This is a genomic window from Paraburkholderia sp. UYCP14C (assembly GCF_004197395.1).
GTDB lineage: Bacteria > Pseudomonadota > Gammaproteobacteria > Burkholderiales > Burkholderiaceae > Paraburkholderia.
Genome location: NZ_SELS01000010.1, coordinates 49,571 through 64,413 on the forward strand (window position 1 = coordinate 49,571; position 14,843 = coordinate 64,413).

The 14,843-nt window shown below is 66.1% G+C and carries 12 protein-coding genes and 1 tRNA gene; 5 read left to right on the top strand and 8 right to left on the bottom strand.

Translation table 11 applies throughout. From position 1 onward, the window contains the following. Window positions 1-23 precede the first annotated feature (23 nt). Together EVC45_RS11720 and fdxA are read right to left on the bottom strand one after the other, a co-directional pair. Window positions 24-99 (bottom strand) — tRNA-Asn (locus EVC45_RS11720). Between the two features lie 118 nt (window positions 100-217). Beyond that, window positions 218-541, bottom strand: coding sequence for a ferredoxin FdxA (fdxA, locus tag EVC45_RS11725; RefSeq protein ID WP_062127873.1), 324 nt, complete (start codon window positions 539-541; stop codon window positions 218-220). Window positions 542-832: 291 nt separating this feature from the next. On the opposite strand from fdxA, the gene pncB reads away from it, so the two are divergent. The 5 genes from pncB to EVC45_RS11755 all read left to right on the top strand — a co-directional run bounded on the left by pncB (window position 833) and on the right by EVC45_RS11755 (window position 6,894). Next, the gene (gene pncB, locus EVC45_RS11735; RefSeq protein WP_129958157.1) at window positions 833-2,029 is read left to right on the top strand and encodes a nicotinate phosphoribosyltransferase; all 1,197 of its coding nucleotides are present in this window, start codon (window positions 833-835) and stop codon (window positions 2,027-2,029) included. Window positions 2,030-2,217: 188 nt separating this feature from the next. Beyond that, complete coding sequence (locus EVC45_RS11740) at window positions 2,218-2,880, top strand: lactate utilization protein C (RefSeq protein ID WP_129958158.1); 663 nt, start codon at window positions 2,218-2,220, stop codon at window positions 2,878-2,880. A 139-nt stretch (window positions 2,881-3,019) separates the two neighbouring features. Further along, complete coding sequence (locus EVC45_RS11745; RefSeq protein WP_211193413.1) at window positions 3,020-4,402, top strand: sodium:proton antiporter; 1,383 nt, start codon at window positions 3,020-3,022, stop codon at window positions 4,400-4,402. A 57-nt stretch (window positions 4,403-4,459) separates the two neighbouring features. Next, on the top strand, window positions 4,460-5,449 hold the full coding sequence (locus EVC45_RS11750; protein ID WP_129958160.1) for a D-glycerate dehydrogenase: 990 nt from the start codon (window positions 4,460-4,462) through the stop codon (window positions 5,447-5,449). Then, window positions 5,446-6,894 (top strand): DNA recombination protein RmuC, encoded by a 1,449-nt coding sequence (locus EVC45_RS11755; RefSeq protein ID WP_129958161.1) that lies wholly within the window; start codon window positions 5,446-5,448, stop codon window positions 6,892-6,894. The genes EVC45_RS11750 and EVC45_RS11755 overlap by 4 nt, the downstream gene beginning before the upstream one ends. Window positions 6,895-6,912: 18 nt before the next feature. Here EVC45_RS11755 and EVC45_RS11760 read toward each other — a convergent pair whose 3' ends face one another. The 6 genes from EVC45_RS11760 to EVC45_RS11785 all read right to left on the bottom strand — a co-directional run bounded on the left by EVC45_RS11760 (window position 6,913) and on the right by EVC45_RS11785 (window position 14,368). Continuing rightward, entirely contained in the window at window positions 6,913-7,395 is a 483-nt protein-coding gene (locus tag EVC45_RS11760) for a GNAT family N-acetyltransferase (RefSeq protein WP_129958162.1), read from the bottom strand. Then, entirely contained in the window at window positions 7,395-7,670 is a 276-nt protein-coding gene (locus EVC45_RS11765) for a hypothetical protein (RefSeq protein WP_008923126.1), read from the bottom strand. The genes EVC45_RS11760 and EVC45_RS11765 overlap by 1 nt, the downstream gene beginning before the upstream one ends. A gap of 102 nt (window positions 7,671-7,772) precedes the next feature. Then, window positions 7,773-9,089, bottom strand: a complete 1,317-nt coding sequence (glp, locus tag EVC45_RS11770) for a gephyrin-like molybdotransferase Glp (RefSeq protein WP_129958163.1) — start codon at window positions 9,087-9,089, stop codon at window positions 7,773-7,775. Window positions 9,090-9,150: 61 nt separating this feature from the next. Further along, entirely contained in the window at window positions 9,151-9,777 is a 627-nt protein-coding gene (mobA, locus tag EVC45_RS11775) for a molybdenum cofactor guanylyltransferase MobA (protein ID WP_129958164.1), read from the bottom strand. 11 nt (window positions 9,778-9,788) lie between these two features. After that, window positions 9,789-10,898, bottom strand: coding sequence for a GTP 3',8-cyclase MoaA (gene moaA / locus EVC45_RS11780; RefSeq protein WP_129958165.1), 1,110 nt, complete (start codon window positions 10,896-10,898; stop codon window positions 9,789-9,791). 191 nt (window positions 10,899-11,089) lie between these two features. Beyond that, window positions 11,090-14,368, bottom strand: a complete 3,279-nt coding sequence (locus tag EVC45_RS11785; protein WP_129958166.1) for an Rne/Rng family ribonuclease — start codon at window positions 14,366-14,368, stop codon at window positions 11,090-11,092. Window positions 14,369-14,843 lie beyond the last annotated feature (475 nt).

Genomic DNA, 14,843 nt, shown 5'->3' on the forward strand with positions numbered 1-14,843 from the left:
GGTTAACGGGCTTTTGCAATTCTTGGCTCCTCGACCTGGGCTCGAACCAGGGACCTACGGATTAACAGTCCGGCGCTCTACCGACTGAGCTATCGAGGAACAGAACAACAACAGCAGAGAAGCGGAATTGTAGAGGCAGCTCAAACGTCTGTCAATACCTCTGCGTTCATCGTGCGATTAAATCTGAACGGCGAAGGCAGGCGACAGACCGCCGCGCTCAGCGCGCGAGCAGCGCGAGCTTTTCCTTTACGTCCTTGAATTCGTCGGCTTCCGGCAACGGCGCCTTGGTCTTCGTGATGCTCGGCCATGCTTTCGCCAGGTCGGCGTTCAGCGCGATGAAGTCCTGCTGGTCGCCCGGCACGTCTTCTTCGGCATAGATGGCATTCACCGGACACTCGGCCACGCACACGGCGCAGTCGATGCATTCATCGGGGTCGATCGCGAGGAAGTTGGGACCTTCGCGAAAGCAGTCCACCGGGCACACATCGACGCAGTCGGTATAGCGGCACTTGATGCAGCTTTCGGTCACAACGTGAGTCATTCAGGCAGCTCCTGCATGCGGAATCAGGGAAGGCGCGTACGCCAAAAAAGCTATTGTAACGTAACGTCAAGAGGCGCATGAAGCATCGGCCCGTGCGTCTTATATGTTTTCGTGATTAGTTTATGGGGCGCTGCGAGCGCCCGCCGCCGACCCGCAAAGGCCCGGTGGCACGATGGATGCGAACGCATTCGGGTAACATGCGTCAGGTTGGCGCGCCGCTCGGCTCGACGCGTCCATTGCAAGGGTGCTGTGAGCCCTTTTCGTTTTTTCAGCGGTCCAGTTCGTACCATCATGATTATTACTTCGCTGCTCGATACCGATCTGTACAAGTTCACGATGATGCAGGTGGTGTTGCATCACTTCCCCGCCGCGAACGTGGAGTACCGCTTCCGCTGCCGCACGCCGAAGGTCGATCTGGTGCCGTACATCGACGAGATTCGCAACGAAGTGCGCAAGCTTTGCGAACTGCGCTTCACCGACGACGAACTCGACTACCTGGGCCGCATGCGCTTCATCAAGGGCGACTTCATCGAGTTCCTCGCGCTGTTCCATCTGAACGAGAAGTACATTTCGATCACGCCGTCGCCGAAGGGCAATGGCGAAATCGACATCGACATCAAGGGGCCGTGGCTGCATACGATCCTGTTCGAGATTCCGGTGCTTGCGATCGTCAATGAAGTCTATTTCCGCAACACCCAGCAAACGCCCGACTACCACGTCGGCCGCGGCCGTCTGCTCGACAAGATTCAGCTGCTCGGCGCGCGTGCGGAATTCGCCGACTGCAAGATCGCCGATTACGGCACGCGCCGCCGCTTCTCGAAGCAGTGGCACGAAGAGGTGATCCTCACGCTGAAGGACGGCCTCGGCGAGCAGTTTGCCGGCACCAGCAACGTCTTTTACGCGATGAAGCACAGCCTGACGCCGCTCGGCACGATGGCGCACGAGTACCTGCAGGCTTGCCAGGCGCTCGGTCCGCGGCTGCGCGACTCGCAGATCTTCGGCTTCGAGATGTGGGCGAAGGAATATCGCGGCGACCTCGGGATTGCGCTCTCCGACGTGTACGGCATGCAGGCGTTCCTGCGCGACTTCGACATGTACTTCTGCAAGCTGTTCGATGGTGCTCGCCACGATTCCGGCGACCCATTCGACTGGGGCGAGCGCCTGCTCAAGCACTACGAGGCGAATCGCTGCGACCCGCGCACGAAGGTTCTGGTGTTCTCCGACGCGCTCGACATCCCGAAAGTGCTGCAGTTGTACGAGCGCTTCCGCGGCCGCTGCAAGCTCGCGTTCGGCGTGGGCACCAACCTGACCAACGACCTCGGCTACAACCCGCTGCAGATCGTGATCAAGATGGTTCGCTGCAACGGTCAGCCGGTCGCGAAATTGTCGGACTCGCCGGGCAAGAACATGTGCGAGGACAAGGCGTATCTCGCGTATCTGCGGCAGGTGTTCGGCATCGCGCAGCCGGAAGAAGAAGCGGCGAAGTAGCGTTCTTTGCGGCCTGCTTTCCGGTTCATCGCCTGTTCATGATCTGCTCGGGTTCGGGGTAGCGTGGCGAACAGTGTCGCCGCACTCGCGACACCCGGCAATATGCCGTTCGGCCAGGGTGTTCGCGTGAAGGGTGGCCGGTATAATCCTCGCCATATCGCACGGCTGTCGACACGAGGATTTCGCCCATGGACACATCGATTGCCCGCCGCAACATCCTGGCGCGCATCCGCGCCGCGCAAGGGCGCGAGCCCGAGCCGAGCGCTGCCGAACGCGAAGCCGCGGCGGACTATCTGGCGCGTCATCCGGCCGGTCCGCGTCCGGACATGCCCGCCGATCTGCGTACTCGCTTCATCGAAGAAGCGCAGAAAATGGCGACCACCGTCGACACCGTTCAAACCCTCGCCGATGTGCCCGCCGCCGCGCATCGCTATCTGACGCAACACGGCTTGCCGTTGCAGGCCATCGCGTGGCAGACGCTGCGCGATCTGCCGTGGGCCGAAGCCGGCCTCGCCGTCGAATTTCGCAAACCGCAAGACAACGATGTGGTCGGTCTCACCGGCTGCTTCTGCGCGACCGCGGAGACCGGCACGCTCGTGTTGCTGTCCGGACCCGAGACGTACGCATCGGCCGGACTGCTGCCGGAGACGCATATCGCGATCGTGCCGGCGTCGCGCATCGTCGCGGGTCATGAAGAGGCGTTCGACCTGATCCGCAAGGAGCGCGGCGAGCTGCCGCGTGCGGTCAATTTCGTGTCGGGGCCATCGCGCACCGGCGACATCGAGCAGACCATCGTGCTGGGCGCGCACGGCCCCTACCGGGTGCATGCGATCGTCGTGCAGGATGCTTGAACGCGTCGCGCGGCGGCGTGCCAACGCATATGCGACGCACGCGGTATCTGTCGTGCGTGCGCCGGCAAACCGTCGCGCGCCCTGTATCGGCATGAGCTCGCGGGCGGGCCGCGCGGGCCTGTGGCTCGCCGTTGCGGCGATGCTCGCGCTGTGCGCGCCGTGCGTGCAGGCCGCGACTCTCGACGGCGCGCGCCTGTCGGCGCTGTGGGGCTTGCCCTTTGCGGGTGTGCTGCTGTCGATCGCGATCTTTCCGCTCGTTGCGCCAGCCTTCTGGCATCGCCATTTCGGCAAGATTGCAGCGGCGTGGGCGCTCGCGTTCATCGCGCCGTTCGCCGTCAGCTTCGGCGCGAGCGCGGCGCTCGGCGCGCTCGCGCATGCCATGCTCGACGAGTACATCCCGTTCATCATCCTGTTGACCGCGCTCTATACCGTCGCGGGCGGCATCTGCGTGCGGGGCAATCTGCGTGGAACGCCGCGCCTGAACACCGCGATTCTCGCGCTCGGCACCTTGCTCGCGAGCGTGATGGGTACGACCGGCGCGGCGATGCTGCTGATCCGCCCGTTGCTGCGCGCAAACGACAATCGCCGCCATGTGACCCACGTGGTCGTGTTTTTCATCTTCCTCGTCGCGAACATCGGGGGCGCGCTGTCGCCGCTCGGCGACCCGCCGTTGTTCCTCGGCTTTCTCGAGGGTGTGAGTTTTTTCTGGACCACCACGCATCTCGCGCGGCCGATGCTGTTTGTGAGCGGCGTGCTGCTCGCCGCTTTCTATGCACTCGATTCGTACTACTTTCACCAGCGCGAGGAGGTGCGTTCGACTTTCCTCGATCCGACGCCCGACGGCGCGCCGCTCGGCATCGACGGCAAGATCAATTTTGTGCTGCTCGCCGCGGTGATCGCGCTGGTGCTGATGAGCGGACTGTGGCGCCCGCAAATCACGTTCGACGTGCTCGGTACGCACGTCGCGTTGCAAAACATCGTGCGCGACGCAGCGCTGATCGCCGTCACGCTGCTATCGCTCGCGTGGACGCCGCGCGCGGCCCGTGCCGGCAACGACTTCAACTGGGCGCCGATCGAGGAAGTCGCCAAACTGTTTGCCGGCATCTTCGTGACGATCGTGCCGGTCATCATGATCCTGCGGGCCGGAGAGGCGGGTGCGTTCGCGGGCGTCGTCCATCTGGTCAACGAGCCGTCGGGCGAGCCGCGCGACATCATGTACTTCTGGGCGACCGGCCTGCTATCTTCGTTTCTCGACAACGCACCGACTTACCTCGTGTTCTTCAACCTGGCGGGCGGTGACGCGCAGACCTTGATGACCACCGGCGCGACCACGCTCGCGGCGATTTCGGCCGGCGCCGTGTTCATGGGCGCCAACACTTATATCGGCAACGCGCCGAACTTCATGGTGAAGGCAATGGCGCAATCGCGCGGCGTGCGCATGCCGAGCTTTTTTGCGTATCTCGGCTGGTCCGGCGCGGTGTTGCTGCCGTTGTTTGCGCTGACCGGCTGGCTCTTTCTTTGACCGCTGACTCTGCAACGTCGAGGCAACTCCTCGACGTGTGCGACACGGAGACTTGCAATGCAGAAAATCCTCGTTGCCCGTTCGATCTTTCCCGATGTGATCGACCGGCTCAAGCAGTACTTCGACGTCGACTGGAACGAGGGCGACGTGTTGCCCGCCGAAGAGCTGAAGCGCCGTCTCGCGGACAAGGACGGCGCGCTGACGGCCGGTGACATGATCGACGCGGGCGTGCTCGCCGCGGCGCCGCGCCTGCGCGTGGTGTCGAACATGGCGGTCGGCTACAACAACTTCGACATGGCCGCGTTCAACGCGGCCAATGTACTCGGCACCAACACGCCGGACGTGCTGAACGAATCGACCGCCGACTTCGGCTGGGCGCTGATGATGGCGGCCGCGCGTCGCATCGCCGAATCGGAGCACTGGTTGCGCGCCGGGCATTGGCAGAAGTGGAGCTACGACGGCTTCCTCGGCAGCGACCTGTACGGCTCGACACTCGGCGTGATCGGCATGGGCCGCATCGGCCAGGCGCTCGCGCGGCGCGCGCAGGGCTTCAACATGCGGGTCATTTATCACAACCGCTCACGCGTCGCGCCGCAGATCGAGGCCGAGCTGAACGCGGAGTACGTGTCGAAACAGGATCTGCTGCGGCGCGCCGACCACGTCGTGCTGGTGCTGCCGTACACGAAAGAGAACCACCATACGATCGGTGCGGCCGAACTCGCGCTGATGAAGCCGAGCGCGACGCTGACGAACATCGCGCGCGGCGGCATCGTCGACGACGCTGCATTGGCCGAAGCGCTGCGTGAGAAGCGCATCGGGGCTGCCGGACTTGACGTGTTCGAGGGCGAGCCGCAGGTGAATCCGGCGCTGCTCGAGGTGCCGAACGTCGTGCTGACGCCGCACATCGCGAGCGCGACCGAAGCCACGCGCCGCGCGATGGCGAATCTCGCCGCGGACAACCTGATCGCCGGGCTCGGCGCAGGACCGCGCGCCGGTCAGCCGCCGAATCCGATCAACCCCGACGTGATCGGCAAGGCTCGTTCATGACGATGATTCTGGTGGCGGCCGTCGCGGTGCTGGCGGTCGCCCTCGTGATCGCACTGGCATTGCTGCTGCGCGGTCACGACCGTACGGAGCAGCACGAACAGTTCGAAATGCTGAACGAACGCGTCGATGCGGTCGTCGACGCCCAGGCGCATACCGCCGAGCGGCTCGAGCGGCAACTGCGCAACGACATCGCCGAGACCGCGCGCGTGTCGCGCAGCGAACAAAGCAGCGGCTTCGCGCAGTTTCAGCAGACGCTCGCCGCGCAGTTCAGCAGCATGACCACGGTGCAGGGCGGCAAGATCGACGGCTTCGCGCAGCAACTCGACGCCGTGCGTCACAGCCTGCAGGCCCAGGCGCAACAGGCGCGCGACGAGCAGGGCCGCTCGCTGAAGCAGTTCGGCGACACGCTGAGCCTGCAGCTCGGGCAACTGACCGAGGCGAACGACCGGCGCTTCGCCGAAGTGCGCGCGACGATCGAGCAGCGTCTGAAGGACATCGAGGCGAACAACGCGACGCGGCTCGAGGAGATGCGCCGCACCGTCGACGAAAAACTGCACGCCACGCTCGAACAGCGTTTGGGCGAATCGTTCAAGCTCGTGTCCGACCGGCTCGAACAGGTGCATCGCGGTCTCGGCGAGATGCAGACGCTGGCGGCCGGCGTCGGCGATCTGAAGCGCGTGCTCACCAACGTGAAGACGCGCGGCACGTGGGGCGAAGTGCAGCTCGAAGCCTTGCTCGAACAGCTGCTGACCGCCGATCAATACGCGAAGAACGTCGCGACGGTGCCGAAGAGTGCCGATCGCGTGGAGTTCGCGATTCGGCTGCCGGGGCGACCGGAGCCGGGCGGCGCGAATACGCCGGTATGGCTGCCGATCGACGCCAAATTCCCGCGCGAGGATTACGAGCGGCTGATCGAAGCGCAGGAGCGCGCCGATCCGGTCGCGGTCGAAGAAGCTTCGCGCGCGCTCGAAGCGCGGATCCGCGCGGAAGCGCGCACCATCGCGGAGAAGTACGTGGCGCCACCGCATACGACCGACTTCGCGCTGCTGTTCCTGCCTACCGAAGGCCTGTACGCGGAAGTGCTGCGCCGGCCGGGGCTGACGGATCTGCTGCAGCGCGACTATCGCGTGACGATCGCGGGGCCGACCACGCTGACCGCGTTGCTCAATAGCTTGCAGATGGGTTTCCGCACGCTCGCGATCGAAAAGCGTTCGAGCGAGGTCTGGCAGGTGCTCGGCGCGGTGAAGACGGAGTTCGGCAAATTCGGCGACGTGCTCGCGAAGACCAAGGCGCAGCTGGAAACCGTCACGCGGTCGATCGAAGCCGCCGAAACGCGCACGCGCATGATGAACCGCAAGCTGCGCGACGTCGAGGCGTTACCGGGCGACGAGGCAAGCGGCTTGCTCGGCGATGCGCTGTCGGGTGTGGAACCGGATGAGCAATGAGCGGCGAGGCGCTGGAATTCAAGCGCCTTGAGCCAGTTGCTCCAGCGCGTCGCCGGTCACGCGCACGACGCGCCAATCCGGCAACACCGTCGCGCCCATCTTCTGATAAAAGCTGATCGCCGGCTGGTTCCAGTCGAGCACGGTCCACTCGAAGCGCGCGCATTGCCGCTTCACGGCCAGCGCAGCGACGTGTCGCAAAAGCGCGGTGCCGAGCCCGCCGCCACGCTGCGCGGGCTGCACGTAGACGTCCTCGAGATAGAGCCCGCGGCGCCCCGCGAAGCTCGAAAAATTGTGGAAGAACAGCGCATAGCCGACGATGCGTCCCGCGTCTTCGGCAACCAGCGCCTCGATCGACGGCCGCGCGCCGAACAGCGCGTCGTGCAGGCTTTGTTCCGTCACGACGAAGACGTGCGTGAGGTTTTCGAACTGTGCGAGCTCGTACGTGAGCGCGAAGATCGCGCCGGTATCCGCGGGCTCGGCAGCGCGGATCGTCGCGGACATTACGCTTCTTCCGGTGCGTCGGCCAGATGGATTTCGATGCCGCCGAAGCGCGACGCGACCCAGTTGTAGGCGTGGCACGCGATCCACAACAGCACGAAGCCGAGGATCGCGTTCAGCAGCAGCGCGCTGAACACCGTGCTCAGCTCGACCGAGCCGTAGCGCACGAAGGCGACGACCACGCCGAGCAGCACGATCGGCACCGAGAACGTCAGATACACGAGGATCAGCGCTTTGGCCGTCTGTCCTGGTGCGATGAACGAGATCTGTTTTTTCATGTAAGTCAATCCCCAGTGTGTCGTAGTAGTGATAGTGGGTGGAGCGTCGATGAAGTGCTGCGGTGGTGCCGATGTCGTGCGATCGATGTGCCGCGTCGAGCGTCAGATGAGTCCGTCGAACAGCATGATCGACACGCGATCGCCGACGTCGATGCCGCCCTCGTCGTGGCCGAGCACGATGAAGCAGTTCGCTTCGCTCATCGAGCTCAACACGCCCGAGCTTTGCGACCCGGTCGGGCTCACGTGCCAGTGTCCGTGCGCGTCCTGTTCGGCGATGCCGCGCTGGAATTCGGTGCGGCCCGCGCGTTTGTTCACCGCCACGCGGCTCGTCGCGTGAATCACCGGCAACGGCCGTGGCGTCGCGCCGGCCATCAGCAGCAGCGCTTCGCGCACGATCTGATAGAACGTCACCATCACGGCGACCGGATTGCCGGGCAGGCCGAAGAATAGCGCAGGTTTGCCGAGCCCCGCCTGCGCGCCAGACCACAGGCGGCCGAACGCGAGCGGCCGGCCGGGGCGCATCGCGAGACTCCAGAACGCGACGTCGCCGAAGGTCTGCAGCAGCTGCTTCGTGAAGTCCGCTTCGCCGACCGACACGCCGCCCGAGGTCAGCACCACGTCGGCATTGGCCGCGGCACTGCGCAGCGCGGCTTCGAGCGCCGCCGGCTCGTCGCGCACGACGCCGAGATCGAGCGCGTCGACGTTCAGGCGCCGCAGCATCGCAAACAGCGTGTAGCGGTTGCTGTCGTAGACCGAGCCGGCGTCGAGCGGTTCGCCGAGCGAGCGCAGTTCGTCGCCGGTCGAAAAGAATGCGACGCGCAGACGTCGCCGCACGCTGACTTCGCCGATCCCGAGCGATGCGAGCAGACCGAGGTCCGACGCGCGCACGATGCGTCCGGCATGCAGCGCGACGTGGCCGCGCGCGAGATCTTCGCCGGCGCGGCGGCGGTTCGCGCCCGCCGTGACCGCGCTGGCCGCAAAGCGGATCGACGGAGAATCCGCACTGTCGCGCTCCACCTGTTCCTGCGGCACGACGGTGTCGCAGCCGGCGGGCAGACAGGCGCCCGTCATCACGCGCACGCACTGGTTCGCTGCTACGCGGTCCGTGAACGGATGGCCGGCGAGCGCCTTGCCGGCGACCGTCAGTTCGACGCTCTCTGCGCCGCCTCGCATACGGGCCGCAAGCGCCGCGTGATTGAACGCGTAACCGTCCATCGCGGAGTTGTCGTGCGCGGGCACGTCGATCGGCGACACGACGTCGGCGGCGAGCACGCGCTCGAGCGCATCGCGCAACGCCACGCGCTCGACGGCCGCGACCGGCGTCGCCCACTGCCGGACGATCGCCTGAGCGGCCGGGACGGGTAGCGCATGAGGATCGTACTGCGCGACGCAGCGGGAAAAGTCGTTGAGCGTGGTCATGAATGGCTGGGCGTCGCGACCGGAGACGGGCGCGGCTGTTGCCGGGCGGCCGGAGCGGATGTCAGCCGGGGCCTCGATCGCGTTCGAGGTCGGCGAGTTCTTGTAACGAGTTGGCATTGTAGAACGCTCGCTCGTCGGCAAAGACGACTTCGACCGTCTTGTGGCGCGCGTACCACGCGCGGACCTTGCGCTCCCCGGCGGCCAGAAACGCGGCCAGGTCGTCCGCGACGGCAGTGCGCATCAGCGCGAATACCGGGTGCAGCGAGGTTTCGCCACGGGTGTCGACGGTACTGACGGTCGCGATATCGGCGTCGTTGGCGACGAGTGCGTCCGCGAGGCGCGCGGCGAGGTCGGCCGGCAGCCATGGCGAATCGCAGGGCACGCTCAGCAGATACCCGGTGCCGGCGGCACGTAGCCCGGCAAGCATGCCGGCGAGCGGGCCGGGAAAATCGGGGAGGGTGTCGGCGACTAGCGTCGCACGATACGGCGCGCCGAGCACCGCGTAGGTGTCGGGATGGCGATTCGCGCTGATCATCAGCGGGCCCGTCTGCGGCGCGAGGCGCCGCAACACGTGCGCGGCGAGTGCTTCGCCGTGAAGCGGCTGCAAGCCCTTGTCGACGCCGCCCATGCGCGTGCCGCGCCCGCCCGCGAGGACGAGCCCGGTGATCTGTTCGCGGGGGATGGACATGCGTCGGCCGCTCAGCCGCCGATGTAGGACATTTCGACGCGACGCCCGGCCGGCTCGCCCGGATCGGCCGGCTGGCTGCCGCGCAGCTGCGAGTAGCGGTCGCTGCGACCTTGCCAGATTTCGGCGATGGCGGTGGTGATTTCGGCATCGCTCGCACCGCCGCGCAACAGCGCGCGCAGGTCATGCCCGGTCGATGCGAACAGGCACAGGTACAACTTGCCCTCGGTCGACAAACGCGCGCGCGTGCAATTGCCGCAGAACGCGCGGGTGACGCTGGAAATGACACCGATCTCGCCGCCGCCGTCGACATAGCCCCAGCGCTGCGCGGTCTCCGCGGCGCTGTGCGCTTCGAGCGGCACCAGCGGGAAATGCTCGGCGATGCGGTTGACGACGTCGGCGGACGGCAGCACTTCGGTCATGTTCCAGCCGTTCGAGGTGCCGACGTCCATATATTCGATGAAGCGCAGCACCGCGTCCGTGCCTTTGAAATGACGCGCCATCGGGACGATTTCGCCGTCGTTGGTGCCGCGTTTGACGACCATGTTCACTTTGACCGGCGCGAGCCCGACCGCGTGCGCGGCGGCGATGCCGTCGAGCACGTCGGCGACCGCGAAGTCGGCGTCGTTCATGCGGCGAAACAGGGCGTCGTCGAGCGCGTCGAGGCTGACGGTCACGCGGGTGAGGCCAGCGTCCTTCAGGCTGCGCGCCTTGCGCGCGAGCAGCGAGCCGTTGGTGGTCAGCGTGAGATCGAGCGGACGGCCCGCGGGCGTGGTCAGCCGGGCGAGCCGCTCGATCAGGAATTCGAGGTTCTTGCGCAGCAGCGGCTCGCCGCCGGTCAGGCGAATTTTCTCGACGCCATGCGCGACGAACTGCTGCGTGAGCCGCTCGATCTCCTCGAAGCTCAACAGCGCGCTATGCGGCAGGAACGCATAGTCCTTGTCGAACACCGCGCGCGGCATGCAGTAGACGCAGCGGAAGTTGCAGCGGTCCGTCACCGAGATGCGCAGATCGCGCAGCGGACGCGCGAGCGCATCGTGCAGCACGCCGCTAGGCGTCTGCGCGGGGCCGGTGATGACCGGCGCCGTGCTGAGATCGGCAACAGGGATGATGCGTCGGGACATGAAATGCTTCGTCAGATGCTTGAACGGACAGCGGATGATTAATTCTATCGGAAATGCCCGCGGTGGCAGGCGGGAGGCGGGCGTTGTCGGGGTATACGGGGAGCCGCATGACGCGGCTGGCGGCAACGCCAGGCCGCCAAAAGAAAAAGCCCGCCGGAAAGGGCGGGCTTTTTCACGGACAACGAAGCGGCTTACTGCGGATGCTTGACCGTCTCGACCTGTTGCATCGGCGTGCTGTCGGCCGGCGGCAGCGCCTTGCGCTCACGGACCACGCGCGGCGGCTTGATCGTCTGCGCCGCCGCTTCCTGCGCGGCGCGCAGCTTGTCGGCGTCGGTGTTCACCCAGATCAGGCCAGCCTGCTCGAGGATCGGCTGCAATGCGTCGGCCGATACGGCGGGCGCGGCGCTGCGGGCCGGAGCCGGCTGCGGGGCCGCAGCGGCGGGCGCCGGTTCGACCACGGTCGGCTCCGTTGCGACGACCGGTTGCGGTTCGACGATCTCGGCCTGCAGTGCCGGCTCGGCTGCCGGTGCCTCGACGATCGTGGCCGGAGCCGCGGTGTCGAGCGCAACCGGCGCGACTTGCGGTTCGGCCGGGGCGGTCGGCTGCGCTACCGGGGCCGGTTCGACTGCCGGTGATTCGGCATGCGTGGCCGGTTGGACCGCAGCAACCGGTTCAACCGGAGCGACCGGTTCGCTCGCGGCCGGCGCGGCTTGTTCGGCTTGCGCCGGCGCTTCAATAGCCGGTTCCGTCGCCACGGGCTGGATCGATGCCACCGGAGCCTCTTCGACCGGCACGATTTTTTCGGTCTTTGCGGCATTTTCCGCGGCGAGAGCCGGCGTTTCGGCTGCAGCATGCAGTTCGGTCACGACGACGCTTTCCGTTGCGACAGCGGCGACCACCACTTCGACCGGCGTCACGTCCTTCGCTTCGCCGGCTGCAGGCGTGTGCTCGACCGGACGCTCGGCACGCACCGGCGCTTCGTCGCCGGCGGCAACGTTATCGCCTTCTGCTTCCGCGAGGTCCGCTGCGAGATTGCCGTTCACGTCCTCTTCACGCTCGCGACGGCCACCACGACGGCCGCGACGGCGACGACGACGCTCTTCGCCGTCACGCGCGGCCGCTTCCTGATCGACCGGCACGCCGTTTTCACCCGCTGCGTCGCGGTTGCGCGCCAGTTCGTCGGCGGCTTGCGTGTCGGTTTGGGTCAGCGCCGCGGCAGCTTCCGCCTGCGGCTTGCGACGCTCGCCACGCTCGACGCGTTCAGCGCGCTCGCCACGTTCGCCACGCTCGCGGCGCTCACCGCGTTCCTGACGTTCGGCGCGTGCCGCGCCATCGACGGCCTCCGCGCGCTCGGCGCCGCGGGTGTCGCGTTCGCGACCCTCACGGGCTTCACGCGGCTCACGGGCTTCACGCGGCTCGCGGGCCTCACGCGGTTCACGGCCTTCACGTGCCTCACGCGGTTCGCGTTGCTCACGCGGCACGCGCGGCTCACGGCCTTCGCGTGCCTCGCGGCCTTCACGCTCCTCGCGACGCTGCGACGGCTGCTGACCTTGTGCCTGACGGCCGCCGGTCGCGCCTTCGCCACGCGCTGCAGCGTCGCGGCCGCCTGCGCCGCCACGGCGGTTGCGGTTGCGATCGCCGCCACGCTCGCCCGTGCGCTCACCGCGCTCGGTGCGTTCGCCACGTTGCGGACGAGCCTGCTTGTCGGTGGTGGCCGGCGCTGCGGGTGCCGGAGCAGCCGGCTGCATGCCGAACAGATTCTTCAGCCAGCCGATGAAACCGCCGCTGGCCGGCGTCACCGCGACCGGAGCCGGGGTGGCCGCCGGACGGACCGGCGCGCTCGGGGCCGGCTTCTCGGGCGTGATGCCCTTGACCGCCGCTTCCTGCTTCGGCTTCACTTCCTCGGCGCGCTTGCTGTAGCCGGTTTCCGATTCGAGTTCGCGGGCCGCTTCCTCGGCCATCTTCCACGATGCGCGCGGATCGTCGAGGCGCGCGTCGTCGTGACGCAGACGCTCGAGCTTGTAGTGCGGCGTGTCGAGGTGCTTGTTCGGGATCAGCACGACGTTGACCTTGAAACGCGACTCGATCTTGTTGATTTCGGCGCGCTTCTCGTTCAACAGGAAGGCGGTCACTTCGACCGGCACCTGGCAATGGATCGCCGCGGTGTTTTCCTTCATCGCTTCTTCCTGAATGATCCGCAGCACTTGCAGCGCGGACGATTCGGTATCGCGGATATGGCCCGTGCCGTTACAACGCGGGCACGTGACGTGGCTGCCTTCCGACAGCGCCGGACGCAGACGCTGACGCGACAGCTCCATCAGGCCGAAACGCGAGATCTTGCCCATCTGCACGCGGGCGCGGTCGTGCTTCAGCGCGTCCTTCAGTCGCTGTTCGACTTCGCGCTGGCTCTTGGCCGATTCCATGTCGATGAAGTCGATCACGATCAGGCCGCCCAGGTCGCGCAGACGCAACTGGCGGGCGACTTCGTCGGCGGCTTCGAGGTTCGTGCGCGCGGCCGTTTCCTCGATGTCCGCCCCCTTGGTCGCGCGCGCCGAGTTCACGTCGATAGCGACGAGTGCCTCGGTGTGGTCGATCACGATCGCGCCGCCCGACGGCAGCGGCACCGTGCGCGAATACGCGGTTTCGATCTGGTGCTCGATCTGGAAACGCGAGAACAGCGGCACGTCGTCGTGGTAGCGCTTCACCTTGCCGACGTTGTCCGGCATCACGATGTCCATGAAGGCGCGTGCCTGGTCATGGATTTCGGTGGTGTCGATCAGGATTTCGCCGATATCGGGCTGGAAGTAGTCGCGAATCGCGCGGATCACGAGGCTCGACTCGAGATAGATCAGCATCGGCTGACCGCTCGTGCCACTTTGCGACGCGGCTTCGATCGCGCGCCACAGCTGCATCAGGTAGTTCAGGTCCCACTGCAGCTCTTCGGCGCTGCGGCCGATGCCGGCCGTGCGCGCGATGATGCTCATGCCTTCCGGCAGTTGCAGCTGCGCCATGGTTTCGCGCAGTTCCTGACGGTCGTCGCCTTCGATCCGGCGCGACACGCCGCCGCCACGCGGGTTGTTCGGCATCAGCACCAGATAGCGGCCGGCCAGCGAGATGAACGTGGTCAGGGCTGCGCCCTTGTTGCCACGTTCTTCCTTTTCGACCTGGACGATCAGTTCCTGACCTTCCTTCAGCGCGTCCTGGATGCGTGCGGAACGCATGTCGACGCCGTCGCGGAAGTATTGGCGGGCGACTTCCTTGAACGGCAGGAAGCCGTGACGGTCTTCGCCGTAGTTGACGAAGCAGGCCTCGAGCGACGGCTCGATGCGCGTGATGATGCCCTTGTAAATATTGCCTTTGCGCTGTTCGCGGCCGGCGGTTTCGATGTCGATGTCGATGAGTTTTTGCCCATCGACGATGGCGACGCGCAGCTCTTCCTGCTGCGTCGCGTTGAACAACATTCGTTTCATTGAACGGCTCCAGAGCGGCCTCGCCGGCCCAGCTGCGCGGTTGTCAGTCGCGAGAGCGGAGAGGGCAGACGTGCCGCGTCTTATTGTGTTTTCACAAGCACGCTGGAGCGGGAAAGATGGCGGGAGAATTGCCTGAGAGGGCCCCGCCCGATTAAAAAAACAGGCGCGGTGCCGCAGGGCACATGCGAACACGGCTTCAAATCATGGCCTGACACGCCGCGTTTAGCCAGCAGACCTTCATAAGTCTTCGTCCTGTGGAGCTGGCGCGCCAAATGGGCGCGCGAGCGAAGGGCCGAAGTCCGCGGTCATGCCGCAACGGGAAGTTCGCGCAGGCGGCGCGTCTTTTCCTGCTGGGGGTGTCTCGCCTTCTTTTGACGTCGCCATGTCTTGTACTTTCTACAAGACGCCTCGGGCGCACGCCGTATTTTCGCGGCTTGCAGCTTCGTCCAGCAGGGCGTCATACCACCCGGATCAC

Coding starts and splice junctions, on each gene's coding strand:
- fdxA (WP_062127873.1), bottom strand. CDS start 541: ATGACTCACGTTGTGACCGAAAGCTGCATCAAGTGCCGCTATACCGAC.
- pncB (WP_129958157.1), top strand. CDS start 833: ATGATTATTACTTCGCTGCTCGATACCGATCTGTACAAGTTCACGATG.
- EVC45_RS11740 (WP_129958158.1), top strand. CDS start 2,218: ATGGACACATCGATTGCCCGCCGCAACATCCTGGCGCGCATCCGCGCC.
- EVC45_RS11745 (WP_211193413.1), top strand. CDS start 3,020: ATGCTCGCGCTGTGCGCGCCGTGCGTGCAGGCCGCGACTCTCGACGGC.
- EVC45_RS11750 (WP_129958160.1), top strand. CDS start 4,460: ATGCAGAAAATCCTCGTTGCCCGTTCGATCTTTCCCGATGTGATCGAC.
- EVC45_RS11755 (WP_129958161.1), top strand. CDS start 5,446: ATGACGATGATTCTGGTGGCGGCCGTCGCGGTGCTGGCGGTCGCCCTC.
- EVC45_RS11760 (WP_129958162.1), bottom strand. CDS start 7,395: ATGTCCGCGACGATCCGCGCTGCCGAGCCCGCGGATACCGGCGCGATC.
- EVC45_RS11765 (WP_008923126.1), bottom strand. CDS start 7,670: ATGAAAAAACAGATCTCGTTCATCGCACCAGGACAGACGGCCAAAGCG.
- glp (WP_129958163.1), bottom strand. CDS start 9,089: ATGACCACGCTCAACGACTTTTCCCGCTGCGTCGCGCAGTACGATCCT.
- mobA (WP_129958164.1), bottom strand. CDS start 9,777: ATGTCCATCCCCCGCGAACAGATCACCGGGCTCGTCCTCGCGGGCGGG.
- moaA (WP_129958165.1), bottom strand. CDS start 10,898: ATGTCCCGACGCATCATCCCTGTTGCCGATCTCAGCACGGCGCCGGTC.
- EVC45_RS11785 (WP_129958166.1), bottom strand. CDS start 14,368: ATGAAACGAATGTTGTTCAACGCGACGCAGCAGGAAGAGCTGCGCGTC.